Raw genomic sequence first — 13,841 nt, 5'->3', positions numbered from 1 at the left:
AGGGCTAGCCTACGTTTTCGAACGCTTTCGTCATGTCTGCAATGAGGTCTTCTGGATGCTCCAAACCGATGCTGATACGAACCAAATTGTCCGTCACCCCATGAGCGGCTTTGTCCTCAGCTGAAACGTCGGCATGAGTCATAGTAGCAGGGTGCTCGGCAAGACTTTCGGTGCTTCCGAGTGAGACGGCAAGCTTCACGAGCTTCAAGCCATTTAAGAATTGGAATGCCTCCTTTTCGCCTCCTTTGATTAGGAATGCCATCATAGCGCCATTGCTGGTGTATTGTTCAGCATGAATTCGCCCCTCGCGCTCTGAGCGCTCTGCGGCATACTTCAAGTAATGGACGTGCTCCACCATCGGGTGCGCTTTAAGCCAGTCGGCAACCACCTCCGCAGTTTGCGCTTGACGTTCCATGCGGACAGACAAGGTTTCCAAGGAGCGAAGCAACAACCAACTGTTGAACGGGCTTCCCATGTTTCCGAGGAAAGTTCTGAGTGTTTTCACTCGAGTGATGAGTTCCGCATTACCTACAGCTGCGCCGGCCACCACGTCGCTATGTCCACCAATGTATTTCGTAGCAGAGTAGAGAACAATATCAGCACCAAAATGCGTCGGCTTACTGAACACTGGCCCCATGTACGTATTGTCCACGATGAGTGGAACTTTCGCCTCTTCGGTTTCGAACGTTTGAGCGATAGCTTTTGCGTTCTTGATACAGATGAGTTCGGTGGTTGGGTTGGCCGGGGTTTCGATGTACACTGCCGCTACTCGATCTTGCCACCCTTTAGATTCCAATCTTTTTTGGACGTTCTCTGGGGTTTCACCTGGTATAATGCTCAGTGAATCGATGTTGTATTTAGGAAGAACATGGTGGATGAAGTGATCGGTTCCGCCGTAAAGTGGAGCGCTGTGGATGAGCACGGACCCTGGGGGAAGCAATTCCAAAAGGGTAGTTGAAATGGCGGCCATTCCAGACTCGAATACGGCTCCAGCTTCGGCATTTTCCCAAAGAGTAAGGCGGTCTTCGAGAATTTCCAGATTTGGGTTATTGAGGCGACTGTAAATCAGACCCATGGATTCAGCTGGGTCCTTTTCGCGTAAACCGTAGGCAACTTCAAAGAAACGTTTGCCTTCTTCCGCCGTTTTGAAAACGAAGGTTGAGGTTTGAAAAATGGGTGGCTTGATGGATCCTTCTGATAACATTGGATCGTAGCCGAAGCTCATCATTTCGCTTTCAGGGTGGCGCATATTTGTCTCTTTTAAGTTCTGCAGTGCTTATTTTCTGTTGATTGTAAAATTACGAGAATAGCTATCTCTCAGAATCATCTATGGCAGGATATAATTCTATATTTATCGGAAAATATAGATTAGCCTAGAATAATATTCCACCATGGACGCATTAGACAGGAAGATTGTAGAACTACTGAGAGATGATGGGAAGTTGACAATAGCGCAGTTGGCAGAAGCTGTGAACCGGTCGACCACCCCCGTACATGAACGAGTAAAGAAACTCGAACGCGATGGGGTTATCATCGGCTATTCTGCAAGGGTTGATCCAACCAAGTTAGGACTGGGCTTGACGGCTTTTTGTGAGGTCAGTTTGCAAACCCATGAGTTTGATATGCTTCGTGCGTTCGAGGCTGAAATCGATAAGCTTTCGGAGATTGTAGAATGCCATCACATTGCTGGATCGTTTGACTATCTGCTGAAAATCCAAACCAAAGACATTGCTGCATACCAGGAGTTTCTCAGTCAAGAGCTTTCAGCCGTTCCTCACATTGGCAGAATACAAAGTGCCTTCGCCATGAAAAAGGTGAAGGGAAGGTTTTAGAATGAAAAAGGCGCAGTATTCACCGCGCCTTTCTAGTTGTGTAGTGGTGATCGATTTACTCGAAGATCACTTTTTGATTCACAATATGTTGACCGATTTGAATCTGAAGCACATAGATGCCTGCGGCTAACTCTCCCTTATTAATTTGAAACGTTGGTGAGCTCACGATGAGTGTTCGCACGACATGGCCGTTCATGTCAGTAAGCAAAACATTGGTTGGGCTATCGATTTTCTGACAAGTAACGTTGATGTTATTAGTTGCAGGAATTGGAAATACATTCAATTCTATTTGGCGTGCCTCGCTAAGAGAAATGGTGTTAGACTGTGCGTCCCATGGCGTGATCCAACCCCCAGCGAAATCTACAGTCTGGCCATTGTTAGAGCCTTGTCTCATTATCATTCCAGCTGCCCAGGCGTAATTCCACTGATTGCTTGGTTGGTTAGTGGCTAGAGGGTTACCGATGGCCACAGACCCCAACATTCTCGTTGTGTCGCTAGCAGCGCCAGTTGGGGGTAAGATTGCGCCTGTCCAATTCAATTCATACTTGCCATTGGAACCCATTTGAGGCTCAAGAATTCGAACGCTACCTACAGAAGTGTTACTGCTTTTGTACGTTCTGTCGAACGGCTCTACCAAGTAGAACACTCCACGATTCGCATCTAGGTCAAAGCTGCCTCGGCTTATCATATCGAGTGAATCTTGAAGAGTTAGCATACTTCCGTCTAGCTTATATAGGTGTAATCTTGAGGGATCACCCTGTATTCTTAATCGATTGATTGCTAATAGTACGTCACCATTCACTTCAGTTACCTCCATTCTCCATCCAAAGCTCAAGGTGCTATGTGAGAATCCGGAAATTCTATCGGTTTGCACATAAGGGTCAGAACTCGATGCCCGCTCATACACGAATACACTTCCGTTCCATGAAGTGCCTGTAAATGTCCCATCGTTAGGAGCTGCGATAAATAGGAAATTGCCGGTGGCTTCAATGCTTGAGCCATATGTCCGAACAACTCCTTGACTAGATGGAGTTAATGGGTTTTGTAAGTATTGTTTTCTCGAAAGAAACGCACTGGCATTCGGATTGAAATCATACACGAATACAGAATCGTATCCACCGATTACAATCTCTGTGGAGCTGATTTTTTCAATATCTCTAGTCCAGAAGTTTCCATTCAGTTCATGTTTCTTCCCGGTGTATTCCCAGCGCACTCCGTTTTGATCGTGAATTTCTTCATATAAAAAGAACCTGGGTGGAGTATTGGATTGATAATCACCAAGTGAATCTCCGATGAGCAGGTAATCTCCCATTTCTAGAATAAGTGACCCATAGCGGAAAGAAAGGACCTCGTTTGTGGGTGGTGCGATTTTTACGAGATGCGGGCTAAAATCTGCACTCGCAGTGTATTGCGGGTCAGAAGGGAAGTGGAAATAGATTGTGTCAGATACAGTTGATGGGCCACTTCCTGTCCATCCGGCATGAGGGGAGATAAAGAACCCGCCTTCTTCAGCTGCAGTGATGTAGGAGCCGTAGTAAGTGTTGGCTGTTTCTGTAGCCGCGTGGTGTTCTTTTCCAATAAATGAGGCTGGGGTTTGGGCAAAGGATAAAGTGGCAACGGATGCTGCACATAGTAGTAATAGGTACTTCATTTGAGAGCGAATTTTGAATTGTACTTGAATGTACGGGGCGGGCAAGTAGGTTGGACCAAACACTGTGTTTAGTCCCCAAATGGTGATTTAACGAGGAGAGGTTGTGAGTAAACGAACCGTGATTACTTCTTCACGGTAGATACTCGGAAGTAATCGGTATCCGCATCTGGCGCGTTTTTGAGAGCGTCAGCATGGGTGATATCCTGCACGATGGTGTCTTCGCGAAGCACATTGGTTTCGTCGGTCATATACGTAAGCGGTTCTACGCCTTCGATATCCAACTTTTCAATTTGAGCTACAAAGTCGAGGATTTTGTCCATATCCGCCTGCATTTTCTCCACTGCTTTTTCGTCTAATTCTAGACGTGAAAGGTGGGCAAGCTTGTTGATTTCTTCCTTGGAAATTTTCATCGTAACTCGTTTAAGGCACCAAAGATACGTTGGAAGGTTTGGTCGCGCAATGCCATAATATGTTCTTCCTTCATTCCTTCGGTATCTTGAACGCCAATAACTTCGGCTCTAACTCGTCCGGGGAAACCTCCCTTTGTGAAATCGGGAAAGTGTCGGCGGTTATCGGGAAATGCGATTGAAAGAATCGGAACTTGGTGTTCCACCGCTAGCTTGAAAGCGCCCATTTTGAAGGGAGCTAGATAGGGATTGTTTGGAATGCCACCTTCCGGAAAAATACACATGCCGATTCCAGTGTTCATCTTGGCGGAAGCCATTTCCATGGCTCTTCGCTTTGATGCAACGCTTTTGCGATCGACCAATACGTTTGTTCGCTTATAGAAGTAGCCAAACAGCGGCAGGCTAGCCAATTCTTTTTTTCCAATGAAGACAAAAGGATTCGGCACAATCGCTAGCGCCATCATGATGTCGAGCTCCGAAGCATGATTCGCACAAATGACATACTGTTGGCCCTCCACAATTTTCTCAGCTCCTCGAACTTTCATTCTCAGTCCCATCAACACGAGAACGGCTTTAGCCCATACCCGAGCCCACTTAAAGAACTTTGGATAGTCTTCGGGTTTGCGAGAAGTCGCATAGATGAAAGGGAAGATACTGAGAATCACAAGTGCCATCACAAGGTAGTACCAAATGTGATATAGGATTCCGAATGCGCTGATGATGGCTTTTTTCACGGGGCCAAAGGTAATGTATGAGGGTTAAGAATATTTGATATCCATTTCGATTCCTACACTTTACTTAAAGGAAGCGTGATTATGATCAATGTTAAGTGAGTATCTCGTTCCTTTTCGTTCTCCGGTACGCTTGAAAGCTCCCATTTCTACGAGTTTTTGTAAATCTCGCGTTGCGGTCGATGCCGTAGTTCTAGTTATGGCGATATAGTTTTCAGCGCTCAATCCTCCAATAAATCCGCCGATGCCAACTGCAAATAATCGCAGCACTACTTTATGTTGTCTTTCATTGAGTTTGCCTTGAAATTGGTGAAAGAATTTTGATTTTTCAACGAGAAGCTCAATCGTGCTTTGCGAATAATGGATAGCTTCTAAGGTGATATTGGAGAAGTAAACAAGCCATTCCGTGATGTCGATATCAATGCTCGCACGATGCAGGGCTTCGTAATACGACTTCTTATTTTGCTCTATGGTATGAGACAAGGCAATCAACGTAGGTTGCCCGATATTTTGAGAAAGCGATTTCTCGGAGAGCGCTCTCCCAATTCTTCCATTACCATCTTCGAATGGGTGTATACTTTCGAAGTAAATATGTGCTATCCCAGCTCTAACTAATGGATGGCTATGGCCTAGGGTGTTTTCTGAATCATTGAACCACTTAACAAATTGCTCCATTTCATCATTGACCCTTATTGAGGGTGGTGCTTCAAAATGGACTGTGGGAAACTCAATTGGACCCGATATGATTTGCATGGGGTCTTCATGTGTTCTGTACGTACCAAAGTCATCCAAATCACTTCGTCCATTCATTAACATCCTGTGCCAATCGAAAAGCTGATCGTGATCCAATGGCGAAGCACAATTCTGATATAGATTTACCATCATCTCAGAAATTCCTCTCTCTGCTGGCCCTACTCTTCTGTTATCTGTCTTGAGACCAAAATGCTTTCGAATGGATGAATGCAAAGAGTCTCGTTCAAGCAATTCACCTTCGATTTTGGATGTTTGAAAGGCCTCTTCACTTAGGAGAGTAACCTTTACGGAGTCGGTATCCTCATCGTTAAGATGCTTGATGCTACCAATGAGTTCCCCCGATTTCTTCAAAAATGATCGTTCGAATTCTTCGATCAAGTCGAGGTTGTAATCAAAGTTCGGCCATTTTTTATGTTGCCAATTCCAAGGCATGAGCTATATCTGCTTCGTTTATAGCTCATAAAAGTAGGTATTTTTGAGCTATAAGTACACCATTTATAGCTCATCCGAATTTCATTTGCATAAAAAATCCCCCGCTCTAAGGAAGAACGAGGGATTCATTTCTCAGTGTCTATGTCTTCTATCGGTTGCTGCGATAGTTTTCCATTTCTTCTTCAAAGGTCTCTTTGAAGCGCTCGTAGTTGTAGTCAATCTTAACTACTTCGTCGTCGCTCAAAGATTGGTAGTAGCTCTGTGCAAGGTTCTCTGCAGAAAGCTCAATAGCTACATAGTAACGATAGAGATCCTGGTCGCCGTCTTGCTTCACCTTTGTGTTCACTTCGCAAATTTGACGAATGCCACGAAGGGTTTGGTTAACTACAGTTCTCGCGTTTTCTTCAAAGCGCTCGAGAACTTCCTCACGGTTGTTGAGCTCACGGCTCATCACGTAGTTGTCTCCAACGAGCTTCATCACGCTCTCAATATCACCAGCCAACTGAGCTTTAGCGTTGCTCATCGCTTTGCGCTTGGCCGTCATCATATCGATGCTCTCGCCAAATGCATTGGCGCGGAAGGCTTCATCATCTGTAAAATACTCTGGACCAGAACAAGGAATGTTGATGACTACTTCATCCTCTTGAACAACTGGGTCGGAACCACCGCAGCTTACTAGTGCGAAGGCCATCATGACCGATGCGATTCCAAGTGTGTAGGTGCGTTTCATAGTTTCAATATTTACGTTGTACGATTGCTTTCGATTATCTTACCTTACGAAGGTAGGTTAATATGTCGTTTGCTAAGACCATGCCAAAAGCATTTCTCGATCTCGTTGCGGAGACGCTCATCGCTCGCCACAGTACCAATGTATCAAAGCTCCTTATTGTTTTGCCTAGCCGTAGGGCAGGATTATTCCTACGCAGGATTCTCGCTTCAAAATTTGACACCCCAGTTTTAGGGCCACAAATCACGGTTATCGATCAGCTGGCCACCGAAACTTCTGGTGTTAAAAAAGCCGACATGCTTACGCTGCAATTCGCATTATACAAGAGTTATTCGGCAATTGTGACCAACGAGCCAGATTCCTTTGAGGAATTCGTCAAATGGTCGAGTAGACTGCTTCAAGACTACAACGAAATCGACCGATACCTCATCGATGCGAAGAATCTTTACTCCAATCTCAGCGATGCTAAAAAACTCGAGGCGTGGGATGTGGAGGGAGAAACCCCTGAGATGATGGATCTGTTCCTCAAGTTTTGGAACGATCTCTATCCTATATACGAGCATTATCGCAAGCAGCTCTTGAACGAGAAAATTGGCTATCAAGGCCTGATCTATCGGGAAGCGGCAGATCGAATGAAATCGGCCTCAGATTGGTCGAAATTCTTGGAGGAAAAAGGAGCAGAGCAGGTCTACTTCCTTGGGTTCAATGCGCTGAATGAAGCCGAAACAAAACTCATTAGAGGCGCGGTAGAATCTGGATTGGGCGATATCTTTTTTGATGTAGATAAACTCTACCTCGAAGATCAGGAGCACGAAGCTGGAATGTTCCTACGTAGATACACCAATTGGCCGTATTTCCAGAAGAATGAGTTCAGTTTTGTGCGCGATTCACTTCGAACAGAAAAACGGACGATTGAACTAGTAGGTGTGCCCCGTCAAGTAGGGATGGCTAAGGCCATGGCCGAAAAGCTTTCAAGCCTCCACGAAGTGGGTACGGATGTCACCGACCGTCTAGCGCTCGTTCTGGCTGACGAAGGTATGCTCTTACCCGCTCTGAATAGTATTCCCATGGAGTTTGACGAGGTCAATGTCACCATGGGACTCCCCATCTCTCAACTCACCTTGGCCACGAGCGTAGAACATGTTTTTGAAGCTCAAGAACGCGCTCTTCGATTGAAGAAAGTGGAGGGGCGAAGATTTCAGATTTATCACAAGGATATAGAGCGCATCATCACTCAGCCTTTTGGCAAGTTCCTGTTGGGAAATGAGGGTGCACAAAAAGCACGTGGATTGTCCGCGTCCATTCGAAAGTACAATGCGCCATTTCTATCCCTTTCTAAATTGACGGAATGGCTTCCGGATTCTCCTCTCTTCATCGCACTTTTATCTGAGCAATCGCCATCCGATCTTTTGAATCAAATGGCAAAAGTTTTGGCGCGCTACCACGATTCAGAGAACGTGAGTGTCGAAGATTTGGAGGCGAGTAAAATGCTGCATTCGGTTTGCCTCAAGTTGATTCAATTGTATGAGAAGTTCGAGATAGAACCGGACATGTCGACTTCCCTTCATCTATTCCGACAGTTGCAGCGCGAGGAAAAGTTGGACTTTTTTGGTGAGCCGCTCAGAGGATTACAGCTCATGGGGGTTTTGGAAACTCGATTATTGAGTTTTGAAGGACTCGTCATGACCAACGTTAATGAGGATACACTGCCTGCTGGAAAGTCGGATAACAGCTTCATACCACATGACCTAAAGCGTGGATTAGGTATGCCCACTCACCGTGAGAAGGATGCTATCTACGCCTATCACTTTTACCGACTACTTCAAGGAACCAAGCATGCGGTACTTCTTTACAATTCGGAAGCACAATCCATTGGTTCTGGCGAGGCTAGTCGATTTATTGAGCAAATCCGAAGAGAGTTCAGCGAGTTTCCCAATACCACAATTGTTGAGTCGATTTACACCACTCCGGTGAAACAAAATCAAATTGCGAAGGACTTCAAACTGGAACGCGGTGAGTTTCTGAATGAATCATTGAGGAAGCGAGCAGAGAGTGGAATAGCACCAACACACTTACAGGCTTGGGTGAATGATCCATCAGACTTTTACAAGAAATACATTATCGGCATGCAAGAGGCTGATGAGGTGGAAGAAGTGATGGGAGATCGAACAATGGGACTCGTGGTACACCAAGTTCTGGAGAACTTCTACAAACCTTTTGAAAATGTGGACCCACCTACTGATTCGGATTATGAAAAGGTCATAGCAGATGCGCCTAAGTTGCTCAGAGCGGTTTATAAGGAAGAAAATGGACGACCTTTAGAAGAGACGGGGCGCAATGGCCTAATTGCCCACGCTATGGTTGAAATGACGGTCGGATTTCTAAAGGAAGAGCGCAAGCGAGCGGCTCGATATATTGCAGAAGGTGTCAAATGGAAGGTCATTGGAGTCGAACATAAGTTTAGGGAGTCCATCGAAGTAGAGGGTGTGGAATACCCCATTCTCATGAAGGGGACGGCCGATAGAATTGATCGCGTGGGAGATAAACTCGTGGTCATCGATTATAAAACGGGTATGGCTGCGGAAACTGATGTTCAGGCACCGGAGCTAGAGCGCTTTGCGGAAGACGACAAGAAGGGAAAGGGGCTTCAACTATTCGCTTATGCATGGATGGCGTCAAAGGCTTTCCCGAAAGTCAAGAGCTTCAAAGCTGGCATTTTCGCGTTGAGAGATAATAACGCTGGGCTGGTAGAAGCTGGACTTAAACCTCAAAGAGGACAAGTGGCGCAGACGGATATTTATTTGGATGATTTACAAACCTTTGAGCAAGTTCTAACGTCAATGTTACAAGACATCTTCTCCACCGAAGGTGTCATCGAACCTAAGCATAAAGAGGAAGACGAATCATGAAGAAGACATTTATCACCATCCTAATTCTCAGCCTGCCGTTTGTGAGCTGGGGACAAATTGATCCGAACGCGGAGAGCACTGAGCCCGCAGTTGAAAACAATGAAAAGTTGATTGAGCCTGCTACCATGGTTATCGTAGGTGAGGAGATTAAAGCCCTTCCAAAAAACATCATCGATTGCCGATATCGCAGCTTCGCAGAAGTTTTTGAATCGAAAGAAGCAGGTGTTGAAATACTTCGTCCAATGGAGGGAACGGGTACCCGCACAAGTGGGAGTTATTTGAGAAATACGCCGAGGAGATGAAAATAGGACTTGCTCTCTCATTCCTTGTCCTATTCAGTTTTGTCGGGCTTGCTCAGGAGTCACTTGAGTTAGAAGCCAGATGTATTCAACCTATTGAGGTAGAGTTGTCAGTACCATCCATAGGTCTCCCTAGAATTGCTTCGCAAACAGACCCTTTTAAAATAGGGGAACCAAGCTTTGCCGAACGTTCCGAAATTCACGATCGGTATTATTGTCCTCCGCAGTTCACCAGTAGGGTAGATGGCGGAGATGTTTATGATAGAGAGTTCATTAGAAATATGGCTCGTAGATAGCTGCACAACATGAAACTACTATCAGTTCTTCTTACTCTTTTTTCGCTTCAGGCCACAGCTCAGATAGAGCTTCCTAACAGGTCTTTGATGCCCGTCCAGCTAAATTGTTCTGTTGAGTTAGATCAGTTGCCACTCAGCACCCCTTTCGGAGTTTGGGCGAGCGGTCACCGCTGCAGAGCTGGGGCTGGTGAAGCGTATATGAGGTTTCTTGAATACTTACGTATCAAGGAGTTGCTTCCTATCGGAAGGGAAGAGCGTGTTTTTCCAGTGAAGCGGCCTTATCGTGTAAACCGTGCTATTCCTCGCGATCTCGTACAATGGGTAACACGTGATCAGCTAGATGCGGATGATATGCGGTTTGAAATCCTCAATGAGTACTACAGAACCGAGTTGGCCGAATTAACCTTCTCGGCGCGCCAAGATCTGACTTACGTACTTCCCTAGGATATCAAATTCTAGGTTGACCTTGTCCCCTTCTTTCAACATGTGAAAATTGGTGTGTTCCCAAGTGTAGGGAATAAGACTGATGCTGAATTCAGTAGGAGATGAATGAACCACCGTCAAGCTCGTGCCATTCACACAAATGGACCCTTTAGGCACTGTCATGTTGTTGAGCGATTCAGGATGTTCAATGAACACATTCCAAGACCCATCCACATTCTCAATCTTCTTAACCATTCCGGTTGTGTCTACGTGACCTTGAACGATGTGCCCATCCAAACGGCCGTTCGCAATCATGCACCTTTCCAGGTTTACCTTATGTCCAACCGCCCATTCTCCGAGGCTGGTTTTCTTCAAGGTTTCGTCAATAGCGGTCACTCGGTATACGCTATCCGACGGGAATTCAACCACGGTTAGGCAGGCACCATTGTGCGCTACCGATTGATCGATTTTCAATTCTGATGTAATATCAGACTTAAGATCAAAATGAATATTGGTTCCCTCGCGAGTGATGTTGACCACTTCGCCTAAACTCTCGATGATTCCTGTGAACATTATCGGAATAAATGAATGCTTCCTTGTAGAACTTGACTTGGCGCCGTGCCTAACGAGCGCGCTCTGTAATTGCAAATATAGAAGTAAACGCCCTCGACACATGGCTCTCCCGTAGTGCGGTCATTTCCGTCCCATCCTGTGGTGACAAATTCATTCGGATCTGTACTGCGATATACAAGTCGACCCCAACGGTTGTAGACGTCAATTTGGAAGTCGGCAATATCGCGGAAGAACGGATTTCCATTCGCATCTCTAACAGGGAAGAAGAAGTCGTTTACTCCATCGCCATCTGGGCTAAAGACGTTCGGCAACTGAATTTGTGCACATCCTTCAATACAGAAAGCTTCAATGATGTCGCTTTCATTTGGAATATCCGCATCATCCACCGCGGTAACCGCATAGCAACCTACAATTGACCCTTCCGTGAATTCGAACACAGTTCCGGTGATTCCCGAAACAAGTGGGTCTGCCGGCCATGGATCGTCTGGAGTTGGGCGGTAGTAAATGTTATAGGACACGATGTCGTTCGGACAACCCGGAGGTATGGTCCATGATAGTCGTAAGTAAGCATTTTCGCAATCGGCGAACCATGACACTTCAGGAGCGCACGGTGCTTCGTTGTCGGCTGGTTCTGAGCAGACTTGCTGCGATCTATTCAATAATGGCGCGGGAAGGCCGGTTCCGGTGTAACGTCCTACTCCAAGTCCGTAGTAACAGTATTGCGTAGAATTTATCAGGCCGGTATCGATGTACACGTTCGTTGTTGTGAATCCGATGGAATCCCAAATTCCAGAACCTGGTGAAGTTTCACGGAAAACTATGGTTGTATCGTAAACCCACGGAGTGACGGAATTGAACGTGAGTTGAACCGCCTCATCGCGAGGTGTGGCAATTGCGTAAATACTAGAGGCTGAACCAGAGACTCCAATTTCACTTGTGCCGTTGTTATTGAAAATTCGAACGCGGTAGTTCCAACCTCCATCTACCGTATTGATGCCAGCATCCAAATAGGTCGTGTCCGTATCAGGTAATGTGGCGATGGTCGTGAAATTGGTCCCGTCAATTCCTGGGGCACGTTCCAATTCGTAGGTGTAAGGCGGTGGGAATGCATTTGAGTCAATTTCCGGGGCATGAATCCAGCTCACTTGAACTTCGCCATTGACGGCATCCGTGGCGTTTACATCCACGTGGGTCATGATAGGAAGCGTTTGAGGCAATTCTGCGCAAAACTCAACGGATGCGACGCTTTCGCTTCCATCTGGGAAGGTAGCCACAACCATGTAGCAATATTGAACACCCTGATCCAATTCCACAGAATCTGTGTACATGGTGGAAGACCATCCGGCTGTGGATCCGATGTATTCGTATCCTGTAAAATCTGGCACTCCCGTTTCGCAATCTGCCGGCACATAACCATAAGTTCCGTTGCGACGATAGAGGTCGTAGCCTTCAGCATCGGTACAGAGGTTGGCGTCCCAAGTCAAATCGATAACGGTTTGATTTGCCGTTGCAGCTGGGTTTTCGCAGCGAGGGGCGATGACCGTGATTTCAACAGTTCTTAAGCCAACCAAAGGTGGTGGCGTAGCAGGAATGTCTTCTGCACGGAATGTCACGTAATAAGGTTGTAGTCGAACTTGGTCGCAGCCTGGCGTCCATGAGAAATTTGCTGTGAGAGGAGACGGTCCAGTTGCCGGATCTGGAAAGAGGGCAGATGGGGTCACTTCGAAGGGGCCTCCTGACCCTGAGAGTGCTAATGGGTCGTTGTCAGGATCAGTAGCCGTCACCTGGAAGTTCAATGTATTTCCAGCTTCTATACAGAATGGGCCGAGCGGGTCGATTACCGGAGGGTTGTTCGAGCACGTTTCGATATCAATCTGCATGTCACGCGTCACACTGCCCATCAGTTCGTAATTGCCCTGGCGGTTTTTGCGGAACTCTTTGATGACGAAAGCGAAATTGAACTGTCCGGCAGCTTTTGGAACATCCCAAATGAAGTCGCCGGTTATGGGATTGATTTCAACCGAATCTTGAACGAAGCTTGGGTTATACGTTTCAGGAATGTTGCGGCCATTCAAGCCTTTACATTGAACGAGTTCATATGCGAGACTGTCGCCGTCTTCGTCAAACGCTCCCGCGTTGTGGATAAACAGACGATTCACACAACCTTGGTCGATTGGAGGATTGAGCAGCGTCGGTGAGTTGTTTGGTCCAAGGTCAGAGCGAACAAACAATGTTGTACTCACATAAAACGGGACCTGTACCGAATTGGGGATGTTTACAACACCTGCGTTTCGGTTGAGGTCTTGAACCGAAATAGTGTAATACCCTTGAGTGGGGAAGGTATGCTCGCCGCGATAAATGTTTAGTCGGATATCGTTTCCGATGTTTATTCCGTCTCTAGCGGGGGAGTTCGGACATCGCGCGTTGCCTCCATTTACACGGTATACGGTACTGGAGGTTCCGTCGCCCCACTCGATGGTGAGTTCGCATCGGTCGATTTGTGAGCTGACCTTCGTGTAAGTAGTTACGGTGATTTCGTAGGTGTTGCCACCGAGGGATCTATACGTGATTTCCCCGGCGCGGTTGTGCGTGCCGAAAGCGACCCAAGGGAGCAGTCCGATGAGGAGTGTGAAGATGTGCTTTTGAAGGTTCACTAATGAGGTGTTCAAGTATAAAACATGAAGGTACAATAAATGTTGCAAGCCCTTTCAAATAGTACGTAATCGAGTGGTTTGATGGGGTCAGAACAAGGCTTCAATGTAAATACGATGCAAAGTGAGTTTAGGTTGATGGAGTAAGGCAGAAAGT

At 46.4% G+C, this 13,841-nt stretch carries 12 protein-coding genes; 4 read left to right on the top strand and 8 right to left on the bottom strand.

Going from position 1 to position 13,841, the window contains the following annotated elements:
• Positions 1 to 4: 4 nt before the first annotated feature.
• Positions 5 to 1,249: a cystathionine gamma-synthase family protein gene (locus F8C67_RS10285; protein WP_151667758.1), complete on the bottom strand. Its 1,245-nt coding sequence runs from the start codon at positions 1,247 to 1,249 to the stop codon at positions 5 to 7.
• A gap of 142 nt (positions 1,250 to 1,391) precedes the next feature.
• On the opposite strand from F8C67_RS10285, the gene F8C67_RS10280 reads away from it, so the two are divergent.
• Positions 1,392 to 1,832: an Lrp/AsnC family transcriptional regulator gene (locus tag F8C67_RS10280; protein ID WP_151667757.1), complete on the top strand. Its 441-nt coding sequence runs from the start codon at positions 1,392 to 1,394 to the stop codon at positions 1,830 to 1,832.
• A 55-nt stretch (positions 1,833 to 1,887) separates the two neighbouring features.
• On the opposite strand, the gene F8C67_RS10275 is transcribed toward F8C67_RS10280, so the two are convergent.
• The 5 genes from F8C67_RS10275 to F8C67_RS10255 all read right to left on the bottom strand — a co-directional run bounded on the left by F8C67_RS10275 (position 1,888) and on the right by F8C67_RS10255 (position 6,536).
• Positions 1,888 to 3,483: a T9SS type A sorting domain-containing protein gene (locus F8C67_RS10275; RefSeq protein WP_151667756.1), complete on the bottom strand. Its 1,596-nt coding sequence runs from the start codon at positions 3,481 to 3,483 to the stop codon at positions 1,888 to 1,890.
• Positions 3,484 to 3,605: 122 nt separating this feature from the next.
• The gene (gatC, locus tag F8C67_RS10270) at positions 3,606 to 3,893 is read right to left on the bottom strand and encodes an Asp-tRNA(Asn)/Glu-tRNA(Gln) amidotransferase subunit GatC (RefSeq protein ID WP_151667755.1); all 288 of its coding nucleotides are present in this window, start codon (positions 3,891 to 3,893) and stop codon (positions 3,606 to 3,608) included.
• Positions 3,890 to 4,624 (bottom strand): lysophospholipid acyltransferase family protein, encoded by a 735-nt coding sequence (locus tag F8C67_RS10265; RefSeq protein ID WP_151667754.1) that lies wholly within the window; start codon positions 4,622 to 4,624, stop codon positions 3,890 to 3,892. Before F8C67_RS10265 ends, gatC begins: the two co-directional genes overlap by 4 nt.
• Positions 4,625 to 4,684: 60 nt before the next feature.
• Positions 4,685 to 5,806 (bottom strand): Fic family protein, encoded by a 1,122-nt coding sequence (locus F8C67_RS10260; RefSeq protein ID WP_151667753.1) that lies wholly within the window; start codon positions 5,804 to 5,806, stop codon positions 4,685 to 4,687.
• A gap of 148 nt (positions 5,807 to 5,954) precedes the next feature.
• Positions 5,955 to 6,536 (bottom strand): hypothetical protein, encoded by a 582-nt coding sequence (locus tag F8C67_RS10255; protein ID WP_151667752.1) that lies wholly within the window; start codon positions 6,534 to 6,536, stop codon positions 5,955 to 5,957.
• 62 nt (positions 6,537 to 6,598) lie between these two features.
• Here F8C67_RS10255 and F8C67_RS10250 point away from each other — a divergent pair, with 62 nt between their 5' ends.
• The 3 genes from F8C67_RS10250 (at position 6,599) to F8C67_RS10240 (ending at position 10,481) form a co-directional block, all read left to right on the top strand.
• Positions 6,599 to 9,442, top strand: coding sequence for a PD-(D/E)XK nuclease family protein (locus tag F8C67_RS10250; RefSeq protein ID WP_151667751.1), 2,844 nt, complete (start codon positions 6,599 to 6,601; stop codon positions 9,440 to 9,442).
• The gene (locus tag F8C67_RS10245) at positions 9,439 to 9,744 is read left to right on the top strand and encodes a hypothetical protein (RefSeq protein ID WP_151667750.1); all 306 of its coding nucleotides are present in this window, start codon (positions 9,439 to 9,441) and stop codon (positions 9,742 to 9,744) included. The genes F8C67_RS10250 and F8C67_RS10245 overlap by 4 nt, the downstream gene beginning before the upstream one ends.
• A gap of 302 nt (positions 9,745 to 10,046) precedes the next feature.
• The gene (locus F8C67_RS10240; RefSeq protein ID WP_151667749.1) at positions 10,047 to 10,481 is read left to right on the top strand and encodes a hypothetical protein; all 435 of its coding nucleotides are present in this window, start codon (positions 10,047 to 10,049) and stop codon (positions 10,479 to 10,481) included.
• Here the strand turns inward: F8C67_RS10240 and F8C67_RS10235 are convergent.
• Positions 10,437 to 11,033 carry a riboflavin synthase gene (locus F8C67_RS10235; protein ID WP_151667748.1) on the bottom strand — a complete coding sequence of 199 codons (597 nt, stop codon included), beginning with the start codon at positions 11,031 to 11,033 and terminating at the stop codon, positions 10,437 to 10,439. The genes F8C67_RS10240 and F8C67_RS10235 overlap by 45 nt on opposite strands.
• Positions 11,033 to 13,702 (bottom strand): T9SS type B sorting domain-containing protein, encoded by a 2,670-nt coding sequence (locus F8C67_RS10230; protein ID WP_151667747.1) that lies wholly within the window; start codon positions 13,700 to 13,702, stop codon positions 11,033 to 11,035. The genes F8C67_RS10235 and F8C67_RS10230 overlap by 1 nt, the downstream gene beginning before the upstream one ends.
• Positions 13,703 to 13,841 lie beyond the last annotated feature (139 nt).

It is taken from the genome of Phaeocystidibacter luteus (genome assembly GCF_008933115.1).
Lineage (GTDB): Bacteria > Bacteroidota > Bacteroidia > Flavobacteriales > Schleiferiaceae > Phaeocystidibacter > Phaeocystidibacter luteus.
The sequence above is the reverse complement of the archived record's forward strand: the minus strand, read 5'-3'. Positions and strand labels throughout refer to the sequence as shown.

Excerpts from the sequence above, each read along its gene's own strand:
- F8C67_RS10285 (WP_151667758.1), bottom strand. The coding sequence starts at position 1,249 with ATGCGCCACCCTGAAAGCGAAATGATGAGCTTCGGCTACGATCCAATG.
- F8C67_RS10280 (WP_151667757.1), top strand. The coding sequence starts at position 1,392 with ATGGACGCATTAGACAGGAAGATTGTAGAACTACTGAGAGATGATGGG.
- F8C67_RS10275 (WP_151667756.1), bottom strand. The coding sequence starts at position 3,483 with ATGAAGTACCTATTACTACTATGTGCAGCATCCGTTGCCACTTTATCC.
- gatC (WP_151667755.1), bottom strand. The coding sequence starts at position 3,893 with ATGAAAATTTCCAAGGAAGAAATCAACAAGCTTGCCCACCTTTCACGT.
- F8C67_RS10260 (WP_151667753.1), bottom strand. The coding sequence starts at position 5,806 with ATGCCTTGGAATTGGCAACATAAAAAATGGCCGAACTTTGATTACAAC.
- F8C67_RS10255 (WP_151667752.1), bottom strand. The coding sequence starts at position 6,536 with ATGAAACGCACCTACACACTTGGAATCGCATCGGTCATGATGGCCTTC.
- F8C67_RS10250 (WP_151667751.1), top strand. The coding sequence starts at position 6,599 with ATGTCGTTTGCTAAGACCATGCCAAAAGCATTTCTCGATCTCGTTGCG.
- F8C67_RS10245 (WP_151667750.1), top strand. The coding sequence starts at position 9,439 with ATGAAGAAGACATTTATCACCATCCTAATTCTCAGCCTGCCGTTTGTG.
- F8C67_RS10240 (WP_151667749.1), top strand. The coding sequence starts at position 10,047 with ATGAAACTACTATCAGTTCTTCTTACTCTTTTTTCGCTTCAGGCCACA.
- F8C67_RS10235 (WP_151667748.1), bottom strand. The coding sequence starts at position 11,033 with ATGTTCACAGGAATCATCGAGAGTTTAGGCGAAGTGGTCAACATCACT.